Source organism: Roseibacterium elongatum DSM 19469 (assembly GCF_000590925.1).
GTDB lineage: Bacteria > Pseudomonadota > Alphaproteobacteria > Rhodobacterales > Rhodobacteraceae > Roseibacterium > Roseibacterium elongatum.
Map to the genome: position 1 here is coordinate 3,110,255 of NZ_CP004372.1, position 26,522 is coordinate 3,136,776.

The following is a 26,522-nucleotide window of genomic DNA, read 5'->3' on the forward strand; positions in this document are numbered from 1 at the left end:
GCCACGCTTGGGCATTGGCGCAACACCCGGCCCACGGCCCGGAACACGACGCTGGAAAAAAGGCGGCAACGCGCCTAAGGCTTGTGGATAACGAGGCCGCCAAAGGCCCGGCAGGATCGAGCAGGCATGCCCAAGGCAAAGACATCGTTTTCGATCGGGGTGCCCCTGGCGGGGCTGCGCCATTGATCGACCCGTCCCCACACCGCGCAGGCGATACGGTCGCCTCAACCTTGGCCGGGCCATGTTGGGCCCTTGCCGTCTGCGTCGACGCGAACCTGATCTGGCAGGCCGTTTTCTTCCTGCAGCGCTCGCGTGCAAACGACCCGGCGGGGCGTCTGGCGCATTACCTCTATTGCAGCGATCCCGTCGCGCCGGTCTATCGCGACATCCTCGGGCCGGATGTGACAATCGTCGAGGTCGCGGACGACAGCCCCGGCTTTGCCGACGTCGGCTACCTGCCGTATGTCACGGCCGCGACCATGCTGCGGTTTAAGGCCCTGCAGGACCTGACGCAGCGTTACGACCGCGTCGTCTACAGTGATGTGGATATCTATCAACGCCGCGGCAGCTTTCTGGAACTCGACGGGCTGGCATGGGGCGATCTGGCGGTGGCCGGGGTGCGGGACGTATCCGGCTGGGCCGGGTCGCGCCATGCCCGGACCGCCGATCGCAAGGTGTTGCCCGCGCACGCGCGCGACAAATACCTCAACGCCGGGGTTCTCGTGGTGCACAGCGCCAACTTTCGCAGCCGGGATATCGCGAACCGCTGCCTGTCCTTCATCGCGGCCAATCCCGAGGATTGCGCGCTGGCCGACCAGACGGCGCTCAACTGTGTCCTCGATGGGGCATGGCTGGAGCTGTCGCCCAGTTGGAACTGGCAGACCGCCAAGGGCCATGGCGCCCTGTGCAAGACGCGTAATCCGCGTTTCGTGCATTTCACGGGCCCCAGAAAACCCTGGGCCGACAAGACACGCCTCCATGACGAGATCTACGCCACCGCGATGGCCGAGTTCCTGCGCGCCCATGCGCTCAGCGAACCGCTTGCCGCCCTCGAGGCGGCGCTTGCCGTTGGCGGTCGGGAAAAGCGCCTTGTGGAAAAACAGGCAGATCCCGACGGAAAACTGGCGAAACTGCTGGCCGACGGCACGGCCTATTTCGACCGATCCGATTTCGCCGATATCGCCGCGGGCGTCGCCCCCTACGGCGACACGATCGGCGGTCTGCCGACCCCGCCCGGTCCGGCCGGTCCGGAACCGGCCCCCGCCGCCATTTCAATCCACGACCAGAACAAAGGTGCCCCCCGCATGACGCTGACCCAACTGGCCGCCAAATACGACTCCGACAAGGGCTTCGTCAAAGAGGCGCATGGATACACATGGCTTTACGACATGCTGTTCTTTCCCTATCGGAACCAGCCCGTGCGGCTGCTGGAGATGGGCTTGCAGATCGGCGGCCCCGAGCAGGGCCACAGCCCCGACCGGGAAACCACCGCCCTACCCTCGGTCAGCATGTGGCTCGAGTTTTTCGAGAGCGCGCATATCACGGGCCTCGACATCTCGGATTTCTCGTGGTTCGAGAACGAGAATTTCCAGTTCGTGCGGTGCGATATGGATGCGCGCGAAAACATCGCCAAGGCGGCCGAGGCCTTTGCCGCGCCGTTCGACATCATCATCGACGATGCGTCGCATGCCTCGCCGCATCAGCATTTCGGCCTTCTCGAGACCTGGCGGTTTCTCAAGCCCGGCGGCCTCTACATCATCGAGGATCTGCACTGGCAGCCCCGCCGCTTCGAGCGCAAGGGCTTTCCCAAGACCGCGAACATGATCAAGGAGTTTCAGGAGACGCGCAGTTTCAAGCATGGCCACCCCGAAATCCAGGACGATCTGAACGCCATCGCCCCCGAGATCGGCTTTGCCTATACCTTTCCCGAGCGGTTCCGTCCCGAAGGACGCCCCAAGGTGGCCGTCCTGCAAAAGACGTTCTGACGGCAACCCGCGCCGCCTGTCGGGTCGCCATCGGCCCATGTGTGCGCAGCCGGGGAGCCGATGTCAGGCCGGTTTGCGGGCCACGAAACAGGCCCAGGTGATATGCCCGCCGGAAATCGCCCTGCGCCAGGCGGCGATGCTGCCCGTCAGACGCTCGGCAACCGACGGGGGCAGACCACCACCATTATCGCCCAGCAGATCGGCCAGCCGGTCGTAATGGGCGGCGATATCGCCTGGCCGTTCCTCGGCGTGTCGGATCTCGAACCCGGCCCGTTCGGCCATGTCGCGATAGGTCTGCGGCGTCGCACCCGCCTCGGCCCCGAGGCGGGCGAAGGCCGCCTCGACCAGATCGCGCCGCGCGCCTGCGCCGGTCAGGATATCGGAAAAAGGCGAATGTCCCGCCCGGGCGCAGCACCCGGAACACCTCGGCGAAGACGCGTGGGCGGTCGTTGGAATGGATCAGCGATTCCTGACAGATCGCGCCATCGAACGCCGCGTCGGAACATGGCAGGGCGTGAAAATCGCCCAGTTCGACGGCGACCTGTTCCGCAAGCCCCGCCGCGGCAAGTGTCTTGCGCGCCGTCGTCACACACAAGGTCGAGATGTCGAGACCCTGCGCAACGCACCCGCGCCGGGCCAGCGCGACCAGAGTGCCGCCATAGCCACAGGCGATATCGAGCACCCGAGATCCGCGGCCGAACCCGGCGAGGTCGAGCAGATGCCCCGTCATCGCGCGCGATGCCTCGGCCACGCTGACATCATCGCGATCATAAAGCCCGATGTGAATGTCGGCGCCCCCCCAAAGGCGCCGATAGAACGCCGCCACATCGCCGTGGTCGTAATAGGCCGCCGCGGCCTCGGCGTTGGTGCCTAACGCGCTCATGACGCGCCGCCCCTGCCACGGATCGGGGATTGGCCCTGTCGGGTCATGGTCTTTCTCCCTCTTGGGGACGCGCCTTTGGCCAAGTATCGCCGGCATGGTGTCCGTGCGGCGTTGACCTTGGTCAAGGACCGCGGCCGGGTTTGACCGGCCCCGCCCCGGCGATGGGGCGCGCGGCCAAGGTCAGGTCACGCGGGCCTCGGTCACCGGGTCGAAATACGACACCTTTTCCAGATCGAAGGCAAAGTCCATGTCCACCCCCGCCTCGGCATGGGTTTCGGCATGAAACCGGCCCATCACATCCACCCCACCCAGCTTCGTCAGGACGTAGGTATCGGCCCCGGACGGTTCGACGAAATCGATCCGGCAGCGGCTGGATTGCACATAGGGCCCCGTGCGGGCGCCGAGCTCGGCGATATCCTCGGGGCGCAGGCCCACCACGACACTCTCGGGCAGATCGATGGGCCGGGTTTCGTGCAGGGTCAGCGGCGCGGCATCGGGGCGGGCGATCTCGATCCGGGTGCCGCTGCCGTTCCTGGTGGCGCGGGCCGGAATGAGGTTCATCGACGGCGAGCCCATGAAATCGGCCACGAACATGTCGGCGGGACGATTGTAGATCTCGGTCGGGCTGCCGATCTGATGGATGATCCCGTCCTTCAGGACCGCGATCTTGGTGGCCAGCGTCATGGCCTCGATCTGGTCATGGGTGACATAAACCATCGTCGCGCCGAGCGACTGGTGCAACTTGCGTATTTCCGCGCGCATCTCGACCCGCAGCTTGGCATCCAGGTTCGATAGCGGTTCGTCGAACAGGAACAGCTTGGGGTCGCGCACCAGGGCGCGGCCCATCGCGACGCGCTGGCGCTGCCCGCCCGACAGCTGCTTGGGTCGGCGGTCGAGCAAGGGCTCGATCTGCAACAGCCGCGCAACCTCGGCCAGCTTGCGGTCCTGGGTGGCCTTGTCCACGCCCCGCACGCGCATCCCGAAGGTGATGTTCCTGGCCACGCTCATCGTGGGATAGAGCGCGTAGGACTGGAACACCATGGCGATGTCGCGATCCTTGGGCGGCACATCGGTCATGTCGCGGCCGTCGATCGCGATGGTGCCGGCGGTGATGGGCTCGAGCCCCGCAATGCAATTCAACAGGGTCGATTTCCCGCAACCCGAGGGGCCAACGAGCACGAGGAAATCACCCTTCTCGATGCTGATGTCGATGTCCTTGAGCACGTCGACCGCCCCGAAGCTTTTGGCCAGATCGCGGATTTCGAGAATGGGGGCCATGCGTTATCCCTTTACCGAGCCCGCGGTCAGCCCGCGGATGAAGTATTTCCCGGCCACGACATAGACCAGCAGCGTGGGCAGGGCCGCGATGATCGCCGCGGCCATGTCGACATTGTATTCCTTCACGCCGGTCGTGGAGTTGACGATGTTGTTCAGCGCCACGGTGATCGGCTGTGTGCCCGCCTGGCTGAAGGACACGCCAAACAGGAAATCGTTCCAGATCTGGGTGAATTGCCAGATCACGGTCACCACGACGGTCGGCAGGCTGAGCGGCAGGAAGATGGACCAGAAGATGCGAAAGAACCCCGCCCCATCGACCTTGGCCGCCTTCACCAGCTCTTGCGGGATGGTGACGTAGTAGTTGCGGAAAAACAGGGTGGTGAACCCGATGCCGTAGATCACATGCACGAAGACCAGACCTTCGATGGACCCGGCCAGGTTGAGGATCCCCAGCGTCCGCGCCATGGGCAGCAGCACCACCTGGAACGGGATGAAGCAGCCAAACAGCATCAGCGAAAAGATCAGATGCGCCCCGCGAAACCGCCACTGCGCGATGACGTAGCCGTTGATCGCCCCGATGATCAGCGAGATGCCCACGGCCGGGATGACCATGGCGACCGAGTTCCAGAAATACGGCCTGAGCCCCTCGCACGAGATGCCGGTGCAGGCCGAGGCCCAGGCCGTGCGCCAGGCGTCGAACGTCACCTCTTGCGGCAGGGCAACCAGGGATCCGCCGCGAATTTCATCAAGGCTTTTCAACGAGGTGGTGACCATCACGAAAAGCGGCATGAGATAGTAGAGCGCGAACAGCCCCAGTGCCGCGAACAAAAGCCAGCGCAGCGCGATGCGGCCAAATCGGGGGCGGCGGTGCCGCGTGCGGGGGGCGGCGGCGGCCGGGGTGGGCGCTGCGATATCAGTCATGCTTGCCCCGCAGTTCCGAATAGAGATACGGGACCACGATCGCGAACACGACGCTCATCATGATCATGGCCGAGCTTGCAGCCTGACCGATATCGCCCCGCGAAAAGGCCATGGCATACATGTAGGTGGCCGGCAGGTCCGTCGCGTAGCCCGGCCCGCCCCCCGTCAGCGCGATCACCAGATCGAAGCTCTTGATCGCGAGGTGGGACAGGACGATGAAGGCCGACAGGAAAATGGGGGCCATCGACGGTATGATGATGGCGGTGTAGATGCGTGGCGTGGGAATGCCATCGACCTGGGCGGCGCGGATGATCTCGGTATCGACCGAGCGCAACCCGGCCAGAAACAGCGCCATGACAAAGCCCGACGATTGCCAGACACCGGCGATGACCACGGTGTAGATGGCAAGATCGGGATCGACGAGCCAGTCGAACTCGAAGGTTTCGAACCCCCATGATCGCATCACCGCCTCGATGCCGAGGCCCGGGTTCAGCACCCATTTCCACGCCGTGCCGGTCACGATGAAGGACAGCGCCATGGGATAGAGGTAGATGGTGCGCAGAACGCCCTCGGCCCGGATATGCTGATCGAGCAGGATGGCCAGCAGCAGGCCGATGGCCATCGAGACCAGGATGAACAGCGCCCCGAAAATGTAGAGGTTCGTGATCGCCGTATCCCAACGCGGGCTGTCGAACAGGCGTTCATACTGGATCAGGCCCTCGATCTCGTATCGCGGCAAGAGACGCGAGCGCGTCAGCGACACCCAGGCCGTCCAGGCGATGAACCCGTAGACGAAAATCAGGACAGCGATGAAGGATGGCGCAAGCACCAGCTTCGGCACATGTCTTTCCAACCAGCGCATCATGGTATGGGACCGCCTGCTTTTCCGGTGACCGGGCCGCATTGCATGGCGACGGGTGGCCCCGCCCCCGAACCGGGAACAGGGCCGCCCGCCTGTCGGGTCACATCGCGTTCGCGACCGCGTTGGCCAGTTGTCCGACCGCCTCTTCCGAGCTCATGTCGGAATTGAAATGCGCCGTCACGACATCGGTGATCGCACCCGCCTGCGCCCCGCGCAGCGCCATGCCATGCGCATAGGACGGCAGCAGCGTGCCGGCCTCGGAGGTCGTGGCCATATCGGCCGCCGAGGTCAGCGCACAACTGTCGAAATCGTCCAGCGGCACGTCGATGCGCGCGGGGATCGACCCCTTGTTGAGGTTGAACACGCTCTGGAAGTTCTGGCCCATGATCAACTCGGCCAGCAGCATCTGGCCCGCGATGCGATCCTCGCCCTCGACGGCGAACATGGCGAAGCTGTCGACATTGTAGAGATAGCCGTCACCGGGCGTGGACGCGCACAGGAAATCCTCGCCCGGCGTCATGCCGGCAGCCAGGAACTCGCCCTTGGCCCAGTCGCCCATGATCTGGAACGCCGCCTCGCCGTTCATCACCATGGCCGTGGCGAGGTTCCAGTCGCGGCCCGAGAAATTCTCGTCCACGAAGCCGCGCATGATGCGCATCTGGTCGAAGACGGCGACCATGGTGTCGGAGCTCAGCGCCTCGGGGTCGAGATCGACAAGCGCCGCCTGATAGAACTCGGGCCCGCCGAGGCCGAGGACCACGGTTTCGAACACGGTCGCGTCCTGCCACGCCTGCCCGCCATGGGCCAGCGGGGTGATCCCGGCCTCCTGCAGCTGGGTCGCGGCGGCGTTGAACGCCTCCCAGGTGGTCGGCATCTCGATGCCGTGCTCCTCGAGGATGGCGGCATTGGCCCACATCCAGTCGACACGATGCACATTGACCGGGGCAGCACACCAGGTGCCCTCGCATTGCATGTGCTGGGCGATGGAGGCCGGCAATAGCTCGGCCCAGTTGTTGGCCTCGGCCACGGACGAGATATCGGCCAGAACGCCTTCCTCGTACCATTCCTGAATGGCCGGTCCCTTGAGCTGCACGGCCGTGGGTGCATTGCCGGACAGGACCCGCGCCCTGAGCGCCGTCATCGCCGCGTCGCCGCCCCCCCCGGCCACCGGCATGTCCGTCCAGGTGCCGCCATTGGCCGCGAACTCTTCCTGCAGCACGGCCACCGAGCGCGCTTCGCCGCCCGATGTCCACCAATGCAGCACTTCGACCTGCGGTTCGGCGACAGCACTTCCGGCAGAGACCATGAGGCCCGCCGCAGCCATCGACCGCAACGTGATATTCGTGATCATTTCATCCTCCCAACCATGCGACCTCTCCTCCGCTGGTCGCGGGGTCATTGTGCACGCAAAAATTGCATCAGATCAATCAAATCATTCAGTATGGTTGTGGTCCCCTGCCCCGTCGGTCCCGCGCCGACGGGCCCGGTCAGGGTGGGGCCAGGCGGCACAGCCGACTTGGCATCTCCGGCGACCTGCGGACGCATCCGACCTGTCGGCGCAGGCAACGCACCGCCCGAATACGGCCGTGAACCAAGGGCTACCCGTCCCGGCGGACCGGCGCATCGGCACCGGCCCCCGCGCCGTCGCCATCCGCAGCGGGCTGCTTGCCATAGGTCTTGAAGCGGGCCAGCACGCGCTCCATTTCGGCATCGTCCAGAATCACGGGCACACCGGATTGACAGGCGATGACGTATTGCTTGCACAGCGTCTCGATCTCGACGGCCAGCCAAAGGGCTTTGGCCAGCGACGGGCCGTAGCAAACCATCCCGTGATTGGCCAGCAGGCAGGCCGTGCGATCCTCGAGCGCCACGAGCATCGCCCGCGACAGCGCCTGCGTGCCAAAGGTCGCATACTCGGCGCAGCGCAGGGTCGCGCCACCGGCCACCCCGATCATGTAGTGAAAGGCCGGGATCTCGATGCGCCGGCAGGACAAGGCGGTCGCGTAGGTGGAATGGGTGCACGATCGCCTGCGCGTCCGGGCGGGCCTTGAAGAGATCGAGGTGCATCCGCCATTCCGACGATGGCAGCCAGTCGCCGCGATAGCCGCCGTCGAGGTCCATCTCGACGATCTGATCCGGTGTCGTGTCGTCATAGGGCACGCCGGACGGCGTGATCAGAAACCCGTCGCCATGTCGGGCGCTCACGTTTCCGGACGTGCCCTGGTTGATCCCCAGCGCGTTCATCTCGCGGCAGGTGGCGATGATGTCCCGGCAAAGGGCGGTGGTCGCGTCGGGGCGGGGGGCGCGCATGGCGTCGGACGGCGGCGTGGTGGCGGGCATGGAGGTCATGTCGATCCAGAGTTGTGAGATCATCCCGGCGCGCGGGCTGTCAGGGGGCTTGGGCGAGGTCGTCACGATGATCGGACGGCCTCGCCCGCCGATCATGCCCCGAGTCCGGGGACAGAGGAAAGCGCCCCAACCGCGCACCCGGTGCCGCAGGGAGTGAAAGGGGCAACCCGTTTTTCCATCGGCCATGTGTTGACTGGCGGCGCCCGCCCCGACTCCACCCGCGGCAATGGCGGCGCGCGCAGGTTTGCGGGGGGCCAAAACGCCCCAGTGGCGCTGATTGACACGGGTCGCAGGCGCCCCGTAGGTTCAGCTCCGAATGCGGGTCGGGACCGGCATTTCCACCACGACGCGGAGACGGATTTTGAGCCATCATGCGCCCTTGATATCCGGCGACCGGCGCAACCGGCCGGCCTCTGCTGCTGCCCGATCGGCAAATGAGTGTGAGGTGCGTTGCAGGGCGCACCATATCGCGGCGACGGCGCAGGGGTCGCGGCGCGTCGTCATTTCTCATCGAACAGATGCGGCGCGCGCAACGCGGCTGGCGCGCATGCGGACCAGCAAACACGGAGATGTAGGATGAAGGTCGGAGATAGGCATTACCGCTCGATCTGGCGAGATGCGCAGACGGGTGCGGTCGAGATCATCGATCAGCGCTGGCTGCCCCATGAGTTCAACTGTGTCCAGCTCGACGCGCTGCAGGATTTCGCCACCGCAATCCGCGACATGTGGGTCAGGGGCGCGCCCCTGATCGGGGCGACCGCCGCCTATGGTGTCGCCTGCCAGATGGCACGTGACCCCTCGGATGCCGCTTTGGGCGACGCGTTCGATACGCTGCATGCGACGCGCCCGACCGCGATCAACCTGCGATGGGCGCTGGAGGACATGCGCGCCCTGCTGTCCCGCCAGCCCGAGAGCAAGCGGGCCGAGGCCGCGTTTGCAAGGGCCGACCAGATCGCCGACGAGGATGTCGAGACCAACCGCCTGATCGGTCTGCACGGTCTTGAAATCGTGCGCGAAATCGCGGCCACAAAAGCCCCGGGCGAGGCGGTCAACATCCTGACCCATTGCAACGCCGGCTGGCTGGCGACGGTGGATTGGGGCACCGCCACATCGCCCATGTATCACGCCCATGCCGCCGGAATCCCGATCCATGTCTGGGTCGACGAGACCCGCCCCCGCAACCAGGGCGCGCAGCTTACGGCCTGGGAAATGGTCGGGGCCGGCATTCCGCACCACCTGATCGTGGACAATGCCGGCGGGCATCTGATGCAGCACGGGCTTGTCGATCTGGTCATCACCGGCACGGACCGAACCACCGCATCGGGCGATGTCTGCAACAAGATCGGCACCTATCTCAAGGCGCTGGCCGCCCATGACAATGGCGTGCCGTTCTACGTGGCGCTTCCGTCCTCGACGATCGACTGGCAGGTCCATGACGGTGTGGCCGAGATCCCGATTGAGGAGCGTTCAGGGCGTGAGGTCACCCATGTCTTCGGCCGCGGCGAAGATGGTCGGACCCAATTCGTCCAGATCTCTCCCGACGGCACACCGGGCGGCAATCCGGCCTTCGACGTTACGCCGGCACGGCTGGTGACGGGGCTGATCACCGAACGCGGCGTCGCACGCCCCAGCCGCGACGGTTTGCTGGAACTGTTCCCCGAGCGCCGCAACGCCGGCTAAGCCCAGGCCCGGCGGGCGGGCAACACATAGGGCGAACCGCACCGCGATACCGCCGCGCGCGTCGCTTGGTGGTGCCCCCAGAGGGTTGTTCAGTTCCCGTTACAGGCACCCTCGCCGTCGATAGCCTCAGTGTTTGCAGGGATATCTGAAGGGTCGAACGGGCGTCAACAGGCGCTTCTTGTCCTACGGTTTGTCCTACGGTCACTTATGGATCGTATGGGGTTGCTTTCCGGGGCCGACAGGCAGTCAGATGCGATGTCTGGATCGGGGGCTTCCGCACAGAAAACTGCGCCTTCGGCGGTTTTCTGAGCGTCGCCGGTTCCGCCCCCGATCATCTACATCAGTCTGCTAAGCATCTGCATCCTGTCGCTTCCTACAGGCTTGCTCAATGTCGGCCATAGGATGCCATAGGGGCGTCTGTACGATTGACCTTCCCCCGCGATTAGGGCCGGGTTGATCCAGAATCTTCCGGTTGGTTTTGAGTGTTAAGCGGCAGCGTGGAGACCGCAAGAGTCTCAAGCGCTGGCGCGGTGGTTTTTATCAGGAACTCCGTTGGGGTTAGGTATCCGAGCGCCGAATGCGGGCGCTTGGTGTTGTAGTGGCTGCGCCATCGTCCGATTTCCTCGCGTGCGTGGTGCAGTGATCGGAACCAGTGAAGGTTCAGGCACTCATCCCGGAACTTGCCATTGAAACTCTCCACGAAGGCGTTTTGCACTGGCTTGCCGGGCTCGATGAACCGCAGGCGCACACCGGTTCGCTCGGACCAGTCGAACATGGCCTTGCTGGTGCCTTCTGGGCCGTTGTCGAGGATGATCTCCTCCGGGAGGCCCATGCGAAGGGCCAGATCATCGAGGAACCGTGCTACGCGTGCCCCAGGGATCGACACGTCGACAATCTGGCCGGGACAGAACCGGCTGTGGTCGTCGACGACGTTGAGCACCCGGAACCTTCGACAATCAGCGAGCTGGTCGCTGACGAAGTCCAAGGACCATCGTTGCATTGGCCTTTCCGGCACCTGCGGCGCGACGCGATCGCGCCTAGGCAGCTTGCGGCGCTTCTTGGTACGAACCTGCAAGCCATGCTCGGTGTAGAGCCGATACGTGCGCTTGTGGTTCATGACCAGGCCTTCGCGTCGCAACATGGCGTGCAGGCGCAGATAGCCGTAGCGTCGGTTCTCAGACGCCAATTCCTTCATGCGCTTGATCGCCGCCTCATCGTCCTTTGGCAGTGGTTGGTACTGCTGCACCGACCGCGCCAAGCCGACAATCCGGCACGCGCGCCGCTCGCTGAACCCACGCTCGGTCATCAGAAAGCCCACAGCTCGTCGCTTCGCCATGGGCTTACCAATGTTTTTGCAGCAGATCCTTCATCGCGGACATATCCAGCATTTGGTCTGCAACGATCCGTTTCAGCTTGGCGTTCTCAGCTTCCAAGGCTCTCAGACGCTTGGTATCGCCAGCCTCCATGCCGCCGTACTTCTTACGCCAGCTGTAGAACGTGGCTGAACTGATGCCGTGGCGTCGACAGATGTCGTCCGTCTTCGCGCCTGCCTCACTCTCCTTCAGCACGCCGATGATCTGTTCTTCTGTGAAACGCTTCCGCCTCATGGGTCTTCCTCCTTCATCCATTCAAAGGTGGAAAATTCCAGTTCGCAATGGCCCGGATATCAGGGGGAAGGTCAATACCAGTATTCATCAAGCTGCTGTGCGGCCCTCGTGGCTCGTGAGGCGGCTACTGCCGATGAACGCGTCCGGAGAGAGTACGAGATCTTGCTAGCCGAGTAGTACTTCCGAAGGTCTCGGGGCACCCTCCGCTCGAAATAGTAGATGTTGTTCTTGGTGAACGAAAAGGGGACCGAAATGTCATACGCCATGTCCTACGCCCGCGCAGTTTCCACAGTAAACTGAGGGATATCAATGCGTTGGCGAGATGAGTGGTGCCCCCAGAGAGACTCGAACTCCCGACCCTCTGATTACAAATCAGATGCTCGCTTTTCAGAAAGTCGCCCAAGGCCTTATTTTTATTATATTTTTCAGACTGTTAATGGAAATTTTTTTTTCAAAACAACTATAGCATTCCCGCTAATACCGGCATTTTCCCATGCTTTCCCAACCCGAGAACACACAGATTACACATGGACAGTAACAAACCAATCTGGGCTAGAGAATTGTTTTCATTACAAACTTCAAACTGGGCCACTCTTAATCGAACGACGCACACACAACAAGGAGACTGAATGCCCCCAAGAGACGCAAAAACTCCTCTCTCCCGCCTGATTGCAGAACGCCGTTTGGCACTGCACTTGTCCGAAAACGATCTGTTGATCCTTCTTGGGTACAAGGACCTCAACAAGGGCCGACAACGACTTGCTGCCTTCAACGATGCCCGGGGCTTGGAAGGTATCAAGCATCTTGAGAAGTCACTTGCCGAAGCACTTGGTATCGAGCGTGAGGTTGTCGGCATCGCTGCCCTCGAAACCCTGGCAATTGCTCAAGCTCGTGAAGCCCAACAGTACGCAGAGTCGTTCTTTCCACATGCGATCCTTCGAACGGAACAGATGGTTCCAAGTCAGATCACGTTCGCAGCCCTCTGTGGCACTGACCGAAAACGGGTCTTGAGATTTAGGAAAGGCTCGTCGCCTGTGACCTATGCGAGACAAGCGGTTGCGATGTTGCCGGACCACGTACCCTTCTACGGGAAGGTGCTCGGGTTTTGGGTCAACTACACACCGAACCGCGCAGTTGAGTACGATCGTAGCGGTCGACCTGTAGCAGAGTTGCATCGCGCTGTGAGGATTGGCACTGCCAAGCTCATAGGGCTGGAAGCAGGCCAAAAGTGACTTGTGGTGGAAGTTGGGAGTCTCCGACACCTTGCGCTTTTATTTCTCGTCCTGCCGCTGCCCGGCCCGAACCCGACCTTGGGGCTGGATGAGCCCGCTGCGGCGCAGCTTCACCGAAGCGGCCATTCATGCAAGCCGTGGCATCACGTGGAGATCGAGTGTCGGCTGTGCGGACCAAGTGGACAATCCGCCATGTCTTTTAAAGACAGCTTCGAAGCTGCCGTGTTACTTCGGGCGAGCGAGGACCCGGTGCCTGTCCACTTGGGACGGCGCCGGGCGGTTATCACATGGCGCGTGGCTCAGTTCCACTCGTTGAGTATGATCGGACCTGGTCGATGAACCAAAGAACGGCTCACTCTGAAAAGCCCAACTTGTAGACGTGGATCTCGAATGTCGGGTGTTGATCCGCACCAACGACGCCAGGCCGCACATGACGATAGGTGGACCGCCAGTAAGGTTGGATTACGACCCCTTCTTCCTGCATGATGCGCTGCAACCGCTCCGAGAGCGCCCTCCGAGCATCTGCATCGGCAATCGAGAGAGCCTCTTGGAGCGTGGCGTCGAATTCCGCGTTGGCAAAGCCCGTTTCGTTCCATGCTTCACCTGAACGATAGGCCAGTGCCAGCACCTGCACGCCCAGCGGGCGTTGGGCCCAGTCGGTTGCGGAGAATGCGTAGTTCGTCCAGTCATTCCAGAACGTGTTGCCTGGGATTACTGTGCGGCGCACCGGTATGCCGGCATCGCGTAGTTGGGCCGCGACGGCGTCGCAGGTGTTGCGTCGCCAGTTGTCGTCGATTGAGATAAGTTCGTGCTCGAAATCGGACATGCCTGCTTCGGCCAACATCGCAACTGCCTGTTCGGGATCAATTACCGGCGGGGGCAATTCGGCATATTCTGGATGGATCGGGCATACGTGATGGTTTTCAGCTACCTCGCCGCGACCGGCATAGCCGAGTTCGAGACACATCGCGTTCGAGACTGCCATTGCAAGCGCGCGCCGAACACGGACGTCAGCGTAGGGCCGCTCGCCGTCGATCTCCGCCAGTTGATTGGTTCGCACCACAACCGTATTGGCCGTTACGGCCTCTGACCGTTCCCAACCGATCGAGTCCATGATGTCCACAAAATCGCCGAGCGACTCGTAGAGCATGTCCACCTCGCCGGCATCCGCAGCGGCCATGTGGGCTGCCTGATCGGTCCCGTAATCGATATATTCGATCCGGTCCAAATACGGCCCACCAAAGACCTGCGTTCCCCACCAGACATGATCAGTATTTCGCACCAGCGACGACCGGATACCGACGGTGAGTTCTTCGGGGAGATAAGGGCCGGTGCCCTTGGGGTTGTCGAGCGGGTTGCCTGAGAAATCCTGCGGCACAATTGCGGCCGGATAATCAGAAAAGCCGGCAATAAGCGTGATGTCTGGCGTCTCCAGCGTAAGAGTTACGGTCGTATCGCCGGTAACCTCGATTGCGCCCTCGCGAGCCTGTCCGGTCTCGGGGTCGATTAGCGAAGACATCCGCGCGGCCATTGAGTTACCCTCGACGGACTGGTCGCACCAGCGCGCTATGTTGTGGGCCACGTCCTCGGGAGTGAAGGGCGTTCCGTCGTTCCAGGTTACACCGGGTCTCACACGCAGGACATACTGCGTCGCGTCATCACTGACCTCCCAGCCTTCCAAAAGCATGGGGCGGAAGGATCCGTCGCGCTGGTATTCGACGAGGTATTCAAGCCATCCGCGCGAGTAGTTGGACATTTGTGGCCAGTCATAGGTGCGCGGGTCCTTCAGGGGGCGCACATCGGACTGGATGCGGATCGTCCCGCCCAGCACGGGCTGGGCGTGCACGACGCCTGGTGCAGCAAGACCGATCAAGCCGTAGGCTGCGGCTGCAGAGACGCCAAGCGAGGTAGTCCGCGTGAGAAACTCGCGGCGCGAGAGCAATCCGGCACGGTGTTCTTCCGCGAGATGGGCGGCGGCGGGATGAAGTGTCTTTCTGGTCATCAAAACCCTTTCGGTTCTGGAATGCGGGATTGTGCGTCCTTCAGGATGAAACACCTCAGGCGTTGCGGGCCTGCGCAGGTTTCGAACGAACACATGTGACGTGCGTCACTGAGTGACGCGACTGGTTCATAGCTACCACCCTAGTGGGTACGCGACCTCTTATGGAAAAAACCAACCCGACCGCGACCATGCATCGCGCGAGCGGTGGCCTGAGTTCGAAGCAGAAGACCAACTTTCTTCCGCGGGACGCTACGCGGCGGGACGCCTCTGACTCCCGCCCACATCGGTAGCGAAGAACCCAAAGCTGCCTTTCACCTAGTTGACCGTCGCTGCGGGGCAGCTTCCGTGAAGCGGCCATTCCTGGCTTCCGCAGAAAATTAGATGGTGACGGTCCGCAACGCGGACCAAGCGGACCCTTGAGTTGCTCGGTTTCGCCTGACGAGATGCGTCCGACAAGATGAACGAACCCCACGCTGTCGAAGGTCTCAGTCGCACCCTTACGCTTCAATTGCCTTTCCCTTCGAGAACCCGGTTGTCGAGATGGAAGCCGTCCATGGGAAGGACGGCAGTGCTGAGAACTGCCTCTTGCAACGCGTAAGCAAGGCTCGCGGCAAACGTCGACTTGCCCGCCCCCGGCGGCCCGCCACAGCCACCAGCCGCCTTGGCCCAGGCAGAGCGAGAGGACGCTGGAGGGCACGATTTACATCAGGCTGCGATGACATCATCGGGCTTCATCGCACCCGTCATCAGGGCGACGGCGTCCGACATGGCGATCTGCTTGGGATCGACGAGGCAGAGGCGTTGGCCGAGACGGTGGATATGAATGCGGTCGGCCAGCTCGAAAACATGGGGCATGTTGTGGCTGATCAGAATGATCGGGATGCCGCGCGCTTTCACATCTTGGATAAGTTCGAGCACCCGGCGGCTTTCCTTCACCCCGAGCGCCGCCGTCGGCTCGTCGAGGATGATGACCTTCGATCCGAACGCCGCAGCCCGCGCGACGGCCACGCCCTGCCGTTGACCGCCCGACAGGGTTTCCACGGCCTGGTTGATGTTTTGAATGGTCATCAGGCCAAGCTCGCTCAGCTTTTGCCGGGCGAATTTCTCCATGGCCGCACGGTCGAGCTGGCGCAGCAGCGTCCCCCGAAGCCCCGCCTTCCGCAACTCGCGGCCCATAAACATGTTGTCCGCGATCGACAGGGCCGGTGACATGGCGAGCGTCTGATATACGGTCTCGATCCCCGCCTCCCGCGCCTCGATGGGCGAGTTGAAATGGTAGGGCTTGCCGTCGAGATACATCTCGCCCTGGTCCACCTGGATCGCGCCCGAAAGCGACTTGATCATCACCGACTTGCCCGCCCCGTTGTCGCCGATGACCGCCAGAATCTCGCCCGGCATTAGGTCGAAATCGCAGTGGTTGAGCGCGGTCACCTTACCAAAACGCTTGACGAGGCCACGGGCCTTCAGGACCGGTTCCGTCATGCCGAGATCCTCCTGATCCATTGATCCACCGCGACGGCCGCAATGATCAGCATGCCAATGAGCAAGTTCGTCCATTGCGGGTCCGCCCCCGCCAACCGCAATCCCAGCGTGAAGACCCCGACGATTAGCGCGCCGAAGAGCGCGCCTAGGATTGAGCCCCGTCCGCCGAAAAGCGAGATGCCGCCGATCACGACCGCCGTAATGCTTTCGATGTTGGCCAGCTGGCCAGAGGTCGGAGAGACCGAGCCGATCCGTCCGATCAGGGCCCAGCCTGCGAACGCGCAGATCGTGCCTGCGAGGACGTAGACGGAAATCAGCGTGCCCTTTACGTTTACGCCGGCCAGTTCCGCCGCCTCGGGGTCGTCGCCCACGGCATAGACGTGTCGACCCCAGGCCGTGTGGCGCAGTGTATAGGCCAGCACCACCGCCAAGACCAGCATGAAGATCACGCCGTAAGTAAAGACGGCGCCGCCGATCTCCAGCCGCGTTCCGAAGAACTGCAGGAGAGGGGCATCAGCCTGGATGTCCTGGCTTCGGATCGTCTCGTTCCTGGAATAGAGGAAGTTCGCGGCCAGCACGATCTGCCACATGCCCAGCGTCACGATGAAGGGCGGCAGCCGCACATAGGCGACCAGAATACCACTTATCAGACCACAGCTTGCCCCGCAGATCAGGCCGCAGAGCACCGCGAGTTCCGGCGGCAGCCCGTATCGGAACGTGAATTGCCCCATCACGACCGAGGACAGGACCATCACCGCGCCGACGGACAGGTCGATCCCCGCCGTCAGGATGACGATGGACTGGGCCAGCGCGACGATGCCGATGATCTGCACCTGTTGAAGGATCAGCGTCAGGGCGAAGGGTGAGAGAAACCGTTCTCCCAAAGTGGCGCCGAAGACGACGACGGCGCCGATCAGAACCAGCAGAGGCACCAGCGACGGGGTGAGGTGTAGACGGTTCTGGACCCGATATGCCAGCGTCGGCGCAGGCTGAACGAACTCGGCGAGCTGATCGTCGCGGTTCGCGGCGGCTTCGTAATTGTCGGACATGGCGAGCGACCCGGTCTGTTGCAGTTGGAAAGCCCCGCCCACCGTAAGAACCGGCCGGCGGGGCGATCCGTCATGTATGAAGCGGACCGATCAGCCCCAGCAGAGCGCGAGACCCTCTTCCGACGAGATCGAGGGCACGCCGTCAACAGGTGCGTCGGTGATCAGCGATACGCCGGTGTTGAAGAAGTCGAGCCCCGGCGACGTATCCGGCAGCGTGCCTTCCGTCGCGTACTGCACGATCGCCTCGATGCCGAGCCGCGCCATGTCGAGCGGATACTGCTGCGAGGTTGCGCCTATCACGCCCTCTGCGACGTTCTGGACGCCAGGGCAGCCGCCGTCGACCGATACGATCAGCACGTCGTTTTCGCGGCCGATCGCACGTAGTGCCTCGTAGGCGCCGGCGGCGGCCGGTTCGTTGATCGTGTAGACCACATTGATCGTCGGATCGATCGCCAGAAGGTTTTCCATGCCCTCGCGGCCGCCCTGCTCGGCGCCGCTCGTCACATCATGGCCGACGATACGGGGATCGTCCTCGTCGCCCCAGCGGTTCGGATCGCCAAGGTCGATGCCGAAGCCTTCGAGGAAGCCCTGGTGCGCAGAACGCCGACGGTCGGCTGGCTTTCGTTGATGTTCAGAAGGCCGATGCGCGCGTCGGATGCGGCGTCGCCGAGCTGGCCCGCGGCCCAGGCGCCGATCAGGCGGCCGGCTTCGTAGTTGTCCGTCGCAAACGTTGCGTCAGCAGCGTCGGCGGGCGACAGTGGCGTGTCGAGCGCGATGACCAGAAGGCCAGCGTCGCGCGCCTGTTGCACCGCCGGCGTGATCGAGGACGTGTCGGACGCCGTCAGCAGGATACCCGATGCGCCTGACGCGATGCAGGTCTCGATCGCGGCGACCTGCGTTTCGTGGTCGCCGTCGAATTGGCCGGCGAAGGTCATCAACTCGGTGCCCAGCTCCTCCGCCGCGGCGGTCGCACCTTCCCGCATCTTTACAAAGAAGGGGTTGGTATCCGTTTTCGTGATTAGGCAGGCCGATACGTCGCCATGCGCATCCGCAAGGGCGGCACCGCTCGTCGCCAATGCCAGCGCGCTGCCCAACAGCGTGCATTTCGCCATTTTCATGGTTTTCTCCTCCACTGTTCTTTCGGCCCTCCCTGGCCGGATGGTGTGACTCTCTACGGCTCGAGCTTCTCCTGTCAATATATAACTTCCAGAGAGTTATTTATGATTGTAGTATCGGCAGGTAGTCGTCGCTCACCTATCAGGTTCGTTAAGCCAATGGCATCTCATGACCGTCAGAACGCCCACGAAAACGCGCACTACGGGGCCAACCAGCAAGGGACAAGGGAGCGTAACGAACGTCTTATCCTGACACTCCTGCGCCGGACGCCGGGGCTGGCGAAGGCTGAAATTGCGCGGCGAACGGGCCTGTCGGCACAAACGGTTTCTCGCCTAATCGCCGCGCTTGAGAACGATGGCCTCATATTGCGCGGCGCACCGCAGCGCGGCCGTGTCGGTCAGCCCTCGATCCCGCTGTCACTCGATCCAGAGGGCGCCTTCTTTTTTGGACTCAAGGTGGGCCGGCGGTCGGCAGAACTGGTAGCGACGGATTTCTTGGGCCGGATTGTCGGGCGCGAAAAACAGATCTACGACTACCCCGACTTCACCACAGTACTCGAGGGCTGTTTTAAGGCGATCAATCGGCTGATCGAACGCCTCGGTCCAGCGCGCGCAAGGCGGCTGGCGGGCCTCGGTATCGCGATGCCCTTTCATCTTTGGGAATGGGCGCCGCGTATCGGTGTGCCAAACGACGCCATGTCAGACTGGAAAACGCGGGATCTGAAATCCGAGCTGGAGCGACACCTTTCGATACCTGTCTTCCTTCAGAACGACGCCACAGCGGCCTGCAGTGCCGAACTCGTCTTCGGCGACACCTCACGCCCGCCGAATTTCGCAAGCTTCCACGTCGCGTTTTTTATTGGAGGGGGGCTCGTGCTGCGCGGTTCGATCTACGCAGGTGCGCACGGTAACGCAGCCGGTTTCGGTCCGCTCCCCGTGCCCGACAGCACGGGCCGGATGCACCCCCTGATCGACGCGGCGTCCCTATCGAATCTCGAGCGACGGCTGCTGGAGAACGGCGTAGATTCCCAACAGATCTGGATGGATCCCGAAGGCTGGTCGATCCCCGAGCATCTGTTGCTGGATTGGACCGAAAACGCGGCTTTCGCGCTCGCCCAGGCCGTCCGCGCCACGCAAACGGTGCTCGACCTCGACGCGATACTGATCGATGGCTGGCTTCCCCGCAATCTGCGCGCAGCCCTTACCGATGGCGTACGGGCGGAGCTTGAGCAGATCGACATGACGGGAATGGCCGTGCCTGCGATCACTGCTGGCACGATAGGCGCGGACGCGCGAACGCTTGGCGCTGCGAGTCTACCGCTTACAGCCCGCTTCCTTGTCGAACTGCCGGATTAACCGACATCATTAATCTCGAACGATCCAACCAGGACGTCGGAGCATCAGCCGTGTTGATTGTTGGTGCGGCGTCGGCAACCGCAGCCTGCAATTCATGAGTCCGCTACGGGCTTACCGCAACGCGACGAAAGGCCGGTTCAGCTCTTGAGCGGAATTGCAGCCCAGCACAATCAATCCGTGTACTCGTGTGATGACATGGCTTCGATCATTGTGGTCCGGTCCTGAACCGCGCCCGTTTGCAGATACTCCATCGCTCTGAGCGCCGCCTCATGTGCCTCCACCGATGAGCCGCCTGCACAGTCCTCAGCGACCCGGCAGAAGTAGTCAGACTGGTGTCCATCCACGAACGTGTAGTGAACACAAACATCTGTCAGGCCACCGCAAAGGAGCAACGTGTCGACCTTCAGGCCGCGCAGTAGGATTTCAAGGTCAGTTCCGAAGAACGCCGAATAACGTCGCTTTGGACAATGTAGTCGCCTTTGCGATATCCCATTTCCTCTTTGGCGACTTCCGTGCGCGGATCGCCTTCAAGACAATGGACGTCCTCATCTCCATCCAACTCTCGCCCGAAATCGATCAGATCGGGACGATGGACTTCTTGGATGAAGATAACGGGGATATTATTCTCATGCGCGGAGTCGACCAGATCGCGCGCGGCGATCATGCGATCCTTGTAACCCGGCATGTTATCGATGGACCTCACTTCGCTGTTGTCAATGAACGTGCTTTTTTGAATGTCTATTACGATGAGCGCGGGCCGACATTCGATCAGGTTTCTTGGTGTTTTGGTCTTTGTCGTCATTTTCGGTGTCCTATCATCTTAGTGCGCATCTGAACCGAGCAGAAACATCCCCGCAATCAGAAGTGTCAGACCAGCAATTCCGGACAGGCTGAGGTTTTGACTGAAGGCAAACACGCCGACCAGCACGGATCCGACAGAGCCGATGCCGGTCCAGATCGGATAGGCGATCCCAAGCGGGAGCCGGGTCATCGCGGCATAGAGGGCGACAATGCTTGCAATCATTGCGAAGAAGGTCAGGACGCCAAGTGTCCAATTGAAACCAATGCCAAGCTTCTTGAGACCCGCGGCCCAAGCGACTTCGAAGGCACCTGCGATGAAAAGATAAACCCAAGCCATTTCGACCTCCATCTATCGCAGGTCGTCCTGACTGTTACCCTCTCATGGCCGGGTCGTCCCGACGGGCTATTGGTCGCGCATTAAATGTCGGACCACTCATTGTCAAACTGCCAGCTGACCGCATGATGACTCGAATGCGGACCTTCCGAGCCTGACTTCCAACGGCAGCTTCGTCCGCTCAGCGGGCGCTGGGGCTGCGGTGCATCTGCGTCCGCTTTCCGGGCCAAAGCCGCTGTTCAGGTTCAGCACTGCCCATGACTGTGGTGCGGACCTTGCCGCCATTCGCGCTTCGATGATCTGTGGCTGCTCTGGTGACTTCAGCTCACTTGTTGCATCGCGAAAGACAGGAAATCGAGAGTTTACGACGAACCGTCGCACGTATTGACCTTCTGACCTGAGACCCGTTTCCTCATCCATTTTGAGGTAGAGTCCGTCCCAACGAAGGAGACGGACGGAATGAAGAGATCACGGTTCAGCGAAGAGCAGATTATCGCGATCCTGAAGCAGCAGGAGAGCGGCCTGGCGACGGCGGATGTGTGCCGGGAACATGGGATCAGCTCGGCCACGTTCTACAAATGGAAAGCGAAGTTTGGTGGGCTCGAAGTGTCGGATGCCCGGAAGCTGAAGGCGCTTGAGGACGAGAACACAAAGCTGAAGAAGCTGTTGGCCGAGCAGATGCTGGACAACGCGATGCTGCGAGACGTTGCATCAAAAAAATGGTGACGCCCGCGGCCAGGCGGGAAGCCGTGGCGCATCTGTGCGAAGCGCACCAGGTGAGCCAGCGGCGGGCGTGTTCAGTTGTCGGGGCGGATCGGTCGAGCGTACGCTATCAAAGCGTGCGCCCGGACGATGCCGATCTACGCAAGGCGATGAAGGCTGTGGCGGCCGAGCGCCGTCGGTTCGGCTATCGGCGGGTGCATGTGATGCTGGAACGACAAGGCTGGCAAGTGAACCTGAAGAAGCTGAGGCGGCTTTACCGCGAGGAGAAGCTGCAGGTGAGGAAGCGCGGCGGTCGCAAACGGGCGCTCGGGACACGCAGGCCGATGCTGGTTCCGGAACGGCCCAATGAGCGCTGGAGCCTGGATTTCGTCTCGGACGCCTTTACAGATGGACGCAGGTTCCGGGTTTTGGCCATCGTGGACGACTTCAGTCGCGAATGTCTGGCATTGGTTGCGGACACTTCGCTTTCGGGGCTGCGGGTCACACGAGAGCTGTCAGCGATCATGGCCAGACGCGGACGACCCAGAACGATTGTCAGCGACAACGGCACGGAACTAACCAGTATGGCGGTGCTCAGATGGTGCCAGGAAACGCGGATCGGCTGGCACTACATCGCGCCGGGAAAGCCGATGCAGAACGGCTTCATCGAATCGTTCAACGGCAGCTTCCGGGACGAGCTCTTGAACGAGACCCTGTTCTCAACGCTGGCCGAAGCCCGTGAAAAGATCGGCGCATGGAAGGAGGACTACAACCGAAACAGACCCCACTCATCCCTGGGCAATCTCACGCCGCAGGAGTTTGCAATGAAATCGAGACTGGAAACGAAGGCCGCATGAGGCCAGAAATCAACCGACGGATTCTCCTGAAGGCTGGACGGAAGTCGGGTCTCAGGTCAAGAGGCAGAAGCGGAACGCCGAGGGGTAACCGAAGGCTTCGTCTTTGCTTCCAACGGCAAGTATGGGAGACGGACGTCGATGAAATCACAGTTTGCCCGCATTATGCGACATGTCGGGCTAGACACGAGCGAATTCACCCCACACGTCATGCGCCATACGGCCATCACGAGGTATGCACGAACAGGCTGCTCTCTTGCTGATCTTCAGAAGTTCAGCGGACACAAGTCGATGCTCATGCTTCTTCGATACACCCACGCGACAGATGACAGCGTTCGGAAGGGCATGGAGGCACTTGAGTTCAAGACCCCGAAGGAAAGCGGCAATAAGGTCCTTGCGGCCAATGCACTTGAAGGCCCCAGATCTGAGTTGGCGAACTGTGCGTAAGAACTCTTCGAGAGACGGACGGCGCCGGTTGCAGATCGGCGCTTTTTCTGTGTCGCGTCTCAACACCAAGCGCCAGACTGCCGTTCGATTGAATCATCTTTCAATTCCCAGCTACACACAGATTACACATAGCGTGTAAAACGCCAGCTCACCGCGCAACCCATCGCATGTAGGATATTGTTTTTTATTGATTAAATGGTGCCCCCAGAGAGACTCGAACTCCCGACCCTCTGATTACAAATCAGATGCTCTACCAGCTGAGCTATAGGGGCTGTGCGACACGGGATACGCCGCCAATCTGCGCGATGCAAGCGCTGCGCGGTGTCATCATGACGTTTGCACGCCAGCGCGCCCTTCTGTAGGCTGGAGAAAAAGAAAACAGGCAGACGGGAAGTCATCTGACATGCAGGTTGTGTTTCATCTCGGGGCGCCGTGCACCGACCATGACCTGCTGATCCAGGCCCTGATCAAGAACCGCAACCACCTGATGAGCGAAGGCACGGCCGTGCCGCCTCCGGGTCGCTACCGCTCGGTGCTGCGCGACACGGCGCGCGCGCTCAAGGGGCGCGCGGCCAGTGCCGAGGTCGAGGAAGCGCTGCTCGACGCCATTCTGGACGATTTCGATGTCGACCGCCTCGTCCTGTCGGACCCGCGGTTCATCTGCATCAACCGCCTCGTCATTCAGGGCGCGCAGATCTGGCCCATGATCGACCGCCAGACCGCCCAGTTGCGCGCCATGTTTCCCAGTGCCGAGGTCGAGTTCTTCATCGGCATGCGCGACCCCGCCACCCATATCCCCGCGCTGTTCCGGGCGTCGCGGTTCACCGATTTCGGCGAATTTTCCGAGAACATGCAGCCCCATGCCGTTGCCTGGTCCGAGATGCTGCGCCGGCTGCGCATGGCTCATCCCGAGTGCCCGGTGACGGTCTGGTGCAACGAGGATACGCCGCTGTTGTGGGGCGAGATCCTGCGCGAATTGGGTGGGCTGTCGCCAAACGCACCGCTGGAAGGGGCCGACGATCTCGTCGAGACGATCATGGAGCCAGCGGGCTTTGCGCGCATGCAGGATTATCTGGCCGAGCATCCCCCCCAGACCGAAGCGCAGCGACGGCGGGTCGTGGCGGCCTTTCTCGAACGTTACGCGTGTGAGGAGGCCATCCAGGTCGAACTGGACCTTCCCGGTTGGAGCGCCGACTACATCGACGCCCTGTCCGACGCCTATGACGAGGACATGGCCGAGGTCGCGCGCATTCCCGGTGTCACCTGTCTGACGCCTTGAATGTGGACCTGTGGCGCGGGCCTGCGAGGCCGGTGCAGGCCCTTCACGCTCGGCTCACACCCTGCCAAGCGGGACTCAGCGCATGCCGAGTGCTTCCTTGTACATCTCGAGTACGGCTTCCTCTTCGGCGATGTCGTCGGGCTCGCGCTTGCGAAGGGCGATGACCTTGCGCATCACCTTGGTGTCGTATCCGCGCGACTTGGCTTCGGCCATCACCTCTTTCTGCTGCTCGGCAATGTCCTTTTTCTCGGCTTCGAGACGCTCGAACCGCTCGATGAACTGGCGCAATTCGTCAGCGGTGACGCGGTAGCTGTCGGGGCGGGCGTCGGTTTCGATCATCTCGTCCATCGGGCGCTCCTTGCGGGGGTTTGGGGTGGCGTGTGACTGAGGCGTGGCCGCGTTCGCGGCGTGCCGGACCCGTGGTCTATCCGGGCCGGACGCGCCCCGCAAGACTTGCGTGTCACCTTGGCTTGGGCTAGGCCGCAAGTCGGCGGTTGCACAGGGGCAAGACGATGGAATGGATGATCTGGATCGGCACGGCCTTGGCCGTTATCGGATTGATCGCATTGGGTTATTGCATCGTGGCCGCGATATCCGCCAAACGGGCCGGATTGCCCGACGATGCCCTGCGCGCCCGCCTGCAGCGCATCGTTGCGATCAACATGGGCGCTTTGCTGGTGTCGATCTTGGGGCTTATGTCCGTGGTTCTGGGCGTCTTTCTGGCGTGACCCGCAAGGGGGCATTCACGCGGCGCAAGGCACCGCCACACCCTCACGCCTGGCTTGGTCAGACAGGCATGTCGTTGAACAGATCGTCGTCGTCGTCATCGAGTTCCTTGGGCATCACCTTGGATCTCGGGCGCGGTTTGGCCGGGGCGTCATCCGTTTCGGAGCGACCGCCACTGCGGCGCAACTCGGTATGGGCCTGATCCGCGTCATCCTCCGGCACCGCGCCGGAGGAGGTCTTGTCATTCGTATTCATTCGCAATCCCCCCAGTGCCGGGTCGGCCCCTCCTGGCCGATCGGACCTAGATTATCATCTTCCCGATGGCGTCGTCACCCCACCGCCGAGCGCATCCGCGCCCCGTCGAGGGAATACACGTTGTCGAAATCGCGATATCCCGCGTCCCGCTGCATTTCCGCCCGTCGCGCGCGCAAATCCGCCATCGCCGCACGATCATGCCAACCGGCATCCACTTCCTTCAATCTTGCCGCCACTTCGTGTCCTGCTACACGTGTCATCAAGAGGCGGGCAATTTTGTTTTCCAGATCACTGGGTCGTCCCTGACATGCCATGTCCAACTCCAAAACAGGGTTAGGTTTTCGCGCGTTTCCCTGAAATCAACTTACACTGCACAGCTCCGGCAGAACGGCGTGTAGGGCAGCAGATCGAGGCGTTCGGCCGTGATCTCGGTTCCGCATTTCACGCAGTAGCCGTATTCGCCCTCTTCCATCCGGGCGAGCGCGGCCTTGATCTGCTGGATCTCGGCCTGTCCCGACACACCCAATTGTTCCAGCACCTCGTCGCCTTCGCGTTCGGTGGCCAGTTCCTCCCAGTCCTTGGACTGGTGGCTGTCGAGTTCTTCGTCGATCTCCCGCAGGCGCGCATCCAGATCGGCCAGCCGGTTTTCCAGCTGTTCACGACGTGCGTTCAGATCCATCTGTGCCTTGGTCATCCTTCGCCCTCCGCGGGTCCAGCCTTCGTTTCGGGCCGGATCGTTTCAACATGCCTACGCCTCTACACGGCATCGTGACCTTGATCTCGATCAAGGATGCGTCGGGCGGCCTCTTTCCCTCGGACGCCGGTTGCGGCATGTAGGACGCATGGAACGCACAGGGCCGCATGGCCGGGCAACAGGACCGCAGAACATGGATATACGCCAGGTCACAGACCTCTATCACACCTCGGCCCAGCTGGAGCCGTCCGACATGCAGACCTTGGCCGATCAGGGAATCACCACCGTGATCTGCAACCGCCCCGACGCCGAGGTTCCGCCGCCAATCCAGGCCGCCGCGATGCAACAGGCGGCCGAGGCGGCGGGCCTCACCTTTGTCTTCAATCCGGTCGGCGGCGCGCTGAGCCTGCCGATCATCGAGGAACAATCCGAGGCGATCGATGCCGCCGAAGGCCCGGTCGTGGCCTATTGCAATTCGGGGGCGCGCTCGACCATCGTCTGGGCGCTTGGCGTCGCGGGCGAGATGGAAATCGACGAAATCCTGTCGCGGGCGCGGGCCGCCGGCCAAAGCCTGGACTGGTTGCGCCCCAATCTCGAGGCCCTGGCCTTGCAGAAATCCAAGGGCTGAC

General features: G+C 62.2%; 25 protein-coding genes, 1 tRNA gene and 3 pseudogenes. 9 read left to right on the forward strand and 20 right to left on the reverse strand.

Annotated elements, in window-relative coordinates:
- Positions 1–182 precede the first annotated feature (182 nt).
- Positions 183–1,985 carry a glycosyltransferase gene (locus ROSELON_RS17910; RefSeq protein ID WP_025313147.1) on the forward strand — a complete coding sequence of 601 codons (1,803 nt, stop codon included), beginning with the start codon at positions 183–185 and terminating at the stop codon, positions 1,983–1,985.
- A 63-nt stretch (positions 1,986–2,048) separates the two neighbouring features.
- Here ROSELON_RS17910 and ROSELON_RS18250 read toward each other — a convergent pair whose 3' ends face one another.
- From ROSELON_RS18250 to ROSELON_RS15115, 7 genes and pseudogenes are all read right to left on the reverse strand, one after another.
- The gene (locus tag ROSELON_RS18250) at positions 2,049–2,267 is read right to left on the reverse strand and encodes a hypothetical protein (protein ID WP_025313148.1); all 219 of its coding nucleotides are present in this window, start codon (positions 2,265–2,267) and stop codon (positions 2,049–2,051) included.
- Positions 2,170–2,964 carry an SAM-dependent methyltransferase gene (locus tag ROSELON_RS19245; RefSeq protein ID WP_084613818.1) on the reverse strand — a complete coding sequence of 265 codons (795 nt, stop codon included), beginning with the start codon at positions 2,962–2,964 and terminating at the stop codon, positions 2,170–2,172. Before ROSELON_RS19245 ends, ROSELON_RS18250 begins: the two co-directional genes overlap by 98 nt.
- 84 nt (positions 2,965–3,048) lie before the next feature.
- Complete coding sequence (locus ROSELON_RS15095; protein WP_025313150.1) at positions 3,049–4,146, reverse strand: ABC transporter ATP-binding protein; 1,098 nt, start codon at positions 4,144–4,146, stop codon at positions 3,049–3,051.
- A 3-nt stretch (positions 4,147–4,149) separates the two neighbouring features.
- The gene (locus tag ROSELON_RS15100) at positions 4,150–5,067 is read right to left on the reverse strand and encodes a carbohydrate ABC transporter permease (RefSeq protein WP_025313151.1); all 918 of its coding nucleotides are present in this window, start codon (positions 5,065–5,067) and stop codon (positions 4,150–4,152) included.
- Entirely contained in the window at positions 5,060–5,932 is an 873-nt protein-coding gene (locus tag ROSELON_RS15105; protein WP_025313152.1) for a carbohydrate ABC transporter permease, read from the reverse strand. The genes ROSELON_RS15100 and ROSELON_RS15105 overlap by 8 nt, the downstream gene beginning before the upstream one ends.
- A 97-nt stretch (positions 5,933–6,029) precedes the next feature.
- The gene (locus tag ROSELON_RS15110; RefSeq protein ID WP_156946017.1) at positions 6,030–7,253 is read right to left on the reverse strand and encodes an ABC transporter substrate-binding protein; all 1,224 of its coding nucleotides are present in this window, start codon (positions 7,251–7,253) and stop codon (positions 6,030–6,032) included.
- Between the two features lie 274 nt (positions 7,254–7,527).
- Positions 7,528–8,464, reverse strand: a pseudogene (locus ROSELON_RS15115) (class II aldolase/adducin family protein).
- Positions 8,465–8,854: 390 nt separating this feature from the next.
- On the opposite strand from ROSELON_RS15115, the gene mtnA reads away from it, so the two are divergent.
- A complete protein-coding gene (gene mtnA / locus ROSELON_RS15120; RefSeq protein WP_025313154.1) occupies positions 8,855–9,958 on the forward strand; it encodes an S-methyl-5-thioribose-1-phosphate isomerase in 1,104 nt (367 codons plus the stop codon).
- Between the two features lie 442 nt (positions 9,959–10,400).
- Here the strand turns inward: mtnA and ROSELON_RS15125 are convergent.
- Together ROSELON_RS15125 and ROSELON_RS19125 are read right to left on the reverse strand one after the other, a co-directional pair.
- Positions 10,401–11,565, reverse strand: a protein-coding gene (locus ROSELON_RS15125) for an IS3 family transposase (protein ID WP_407059665.1) whose coding sequence is annotated in 2 segments (ribosomal slippage) — positions 10,401–11,313 and positions 11,312–11,565 — 1,167 coding nt in all. Because the reading frame shifts where the segments join, the coding sequence is not laid out codon by codon here.
- A 71-nt stretch (positions 11,566–11,636) separates the two neighbouring features.
- Complete coding sequence (locus tag ROSELON_RS19125; RefSeq protein WP_025313156.1) at positions 11,637–11,831, reverse strand: DUF6538 domain-containing protein; 195 nt, start codon at positions 11,829–11,831, stop codon at positions 11,637–11,639.
- 363 nt (positions 11,832–12,194) lie between these two features.
- On the opposite strand from ROSELON_RS19125, the gene ROSELON_RS17610 reads away from it, so the two are divergent.
- Entirely contained in the window at positions 12,195–12,797 is a 603-nt protein-coding gene (locus ROSELON_RS17610) for a hypothetical protein (RefSeq protein ID WP_156945956.1), read from the forward strand.
- Between the two features lie 352 nt (positions 12,798–13,149).
- On the opposite strand, the gene ROSELON_RS15150 is transcribed toward ROSELON_RS17610, so the two are convergent.
- The 4 genes and pseudogenes from ROSELON_RS15150 to ROSELON_RS15165 all read right to left on the reverse strand — a co-directional run bounded on the left by ROSELON_RS15150 (position 13,150) and on the right by ROSELON_RS15165 (position 18,442).
- Positions 13,150–14,799 (reverse strand): ABC transporter substrate-binding protein, encoded by a 1,650-nt coding sequence (locus tag ROSELON_RS15150; protein WP_025313158.1) that lies wholly within the window; start codon positions 14,797–14,799, stop codon positions 13,150–13,152.
- Positions 14,800–15,504: 705 nt separating this feature from the next.
- A complete protein-coding gene (locus tag ROSELON_RS15155) occupies positions 15,505–16,281 on the reverse strand; it encodes an ATP-binding cassette domain-containing protein (RefSeq protein WP_025313159.1) in 777 nt (258 codons plus the stop codon).
- Positions 16,278–17,330, reverse strand: coding sequence for an ABC transporter permease (locus ROSELON_RS15160; protein WP_025313160.1), 1,053 nt, complete (start codon positions 17,328–17,330; stop codon positions 16,278–16,280). Before ROSELON_RS15160 ends, ROSELON_RS15155 begins: the two co-directional genes overlap by 4 nt.
- Positions 17,331–17,420: 90 nt before the next feature.
- Positions 17,421–18,442 (reverse strand): annotated as a pseudogene (locus ROSELON_RS15165) (substrate-binding domain-containing protein).
- Between the two features lie 162 nt (positions 18,443–18,604).
- On the opposite strand from ROSELON_RS15165, the gene ROSELON_RS15170 reads away from it, so the two are divergent.
- On the forward strand, positions 18,605–19,801 hold the full coding sequence (locus ROSELON_RS15170; RefSeq protein WP_025313161.1) for an ROK family transcriptional regulator: 1,197 nt from the start codon (positions 18,605–18,607) through the stop codon (positions 19,799–19,801).
- A 170-nt stretch (positions 19,802–19,971) separates the two neighbouring features.
- Here the strand turns inward: ROSELON_RS15170 and ROSELON_RS19250 are convergent.
- Positions 19,972–20,603 (reverse strand): annotated as a pseudogene (locus tag ROSELON_RS19250) (cysteine hydrolase).
- 18 nt (positions 20,604–20,621) lie between these two features.
- Positions 20,622–20,951 (reverse strand): DMT family transporter, encoded by a 330-nt coding sequence (locus ROSELON_RS15180; protein WP_051508425.1) that lies wholly within the window; start codon positions 20,949–20,951, stop codon positions 20,622–20,624.
- Positions 20,952–21,395: 444 nt separating this feature from the next.
- Here ROSELON_RS15180 and ROSELON_RS15190 point away from each other — a divergent pair.
- Positions 21,396–22,495, forward strand: a protein-coding gene (locus ROSELON_RS15190; RefSeq protein ID WP_156945632.1) for an IS3 family transposase whose coding sequence is annotated in 2 segments (ribosomal slippage) — positions 21,396–21,648 and positions 21,648–22,495 — 1,101 coding nt in all. Because the reading frame shifts where the segments join, the coding sequence is not laid out codon by codon here.
- A 33-nt stretch (positions 22,496–22,528) separates the two neighbouring features.
- Positions 22,529–22,939 (forward strand): tyrosine-type recombinase/integrase, encoded by a 411-nt coding sequence (locus tag ROSELON_RS19255; RefSeq protein ID WP_084613820.1) that lies wholly within the window; start codon positions 22,529–22,531, stop codon positions 22,937–22,939.
- A gap of 196 nt (positions 22,940–23,135) precedes the next feature.
- Here ROSELON_RS19255 and ROSELON_RS15200 read toward each other — a convergent pair.
- A tRNA-Thr gene (locus tag ROSELON_RS15200) sits at positions 23,136–23,211 on the reverse strand.
- A gap of 131 nt (positions 23,212–23,342) precedes the next feature.
- On the opposite strand from ROSELON_RS15200, the gene ROSELON_RS15205 reads away from it, so the two are divergent.
- Positions 23,343–24,218: a hypothetical protein gene (locus ROSELON_RS15205; RefSeq protein ID WP_025313164.1), complete on the forward strand. Its 876-nt coding sequence runs from the start codon at positions 23,343–23,345 to the stop codon at positions 24,216–24,218.
- 75 nt (positions 24,219–24,293) lie between these two features.
- Here ROSELON_RS15205 and ROSELON_RS15210 read toward each other — a convergent pair whose 3' ends face one another.
- Positions 24,294–24,566 carry a DUF2312 domain-containing protein gene (locus ROSELON_RS15210; RefSeq protein ID WP_025313165.1) on the reverse strand — a complete coding sequence of 91 codons (273 nt, stop codon included), beginning with the start codon at positions 24,564–24,566 and terminating at the stop codon, positions 24,294–24,296.
- Between the two features lie 164 nt (positions 24,567–24,730).
- Between ROSELON_RS15210 and ROSELON_RS15215 the strand changes: the two genes are divergently transcribed.
- Positions 24,731–24,946: a hypothetical protein gene (locus ROSELON_RS15215; RefSeq protein ID WP_025313166.1), complete on the forward strand. Its 216-nt coding sequence runs from the start codon at positions 24,731–24,733 to the stop codon at positions 24,944–24,946.
- Between the two features lie 58 nt (positions 24,947–25,004).
- On the opposite strand, the gene ROSELON_RS15220 is transcribed toward ROSELON_RS15215, so the two are convergent.
- The 3 genes from ROSELON_RS15220 to ROSELON_RS15225 all read right to left on the reverse strand — a co-directional run bounded on the left by ROSELON_RS15220 (position 25,005) and on the right by ROSELON_RS15225 (position 25,893).
- On the reverse strand, positions 25,005–25,199 hold the full coding sequence (locus ROSELON_RS15220; protein WP_025313167.1) for a hypothetical protein: 195 nt from the start codon (positions 25,197–25,199) through the stop codon (positions 25,005–25,007).
- A gap of 74 nt (positions 25,200–25,273) precedes the next feature.
- Positions 25,274–25,459 carry a hypothetical protein gene (locus tag ROSELON_RS18255; RefSeq protein WP_156945957.1) on the reverse strand — a complete coding sequence of 62 codons (186 nt, stop codon included), beginning with the start codon at positions 25,457–25,459 and terminating at the stop codon, positions 25,274–25,276.
- A gap of 104 nt (positions 25,460–25,563) precedes the next feature.
- Positions 25,564–25,893 (reverse strand): TraR/DksA family transcriptional regulator, encoded by a 330-nt coding sequence (locus tag ROSELON_RS15225; RefSeq protein ID WP_245605361.1) that lies wholly within the window; start codon positions 25,891–25,893, stop codon positions 25,564–25,566.
- 193 nt (positions 25,894–26,086) lie between these two features.
- On the opposite strand from ROSELON_RS15225, the gene ROSELON_RS15230 reads away from it, so the two are divergent.
- The gene (locus ROSELON_RS15230; protein WP_025313169.1) at positions 26,087–26,521 is read left to right on the forward strand and encodes a TIGR01244 family sulfur transferase; all 435 of its coding nucleotides are present in this window, start codon (positions 26,087–26,089) and stop codon (positions 26,519–26,521) included.
- Position 26,522 lies beyond the last annotated feature (1 nt).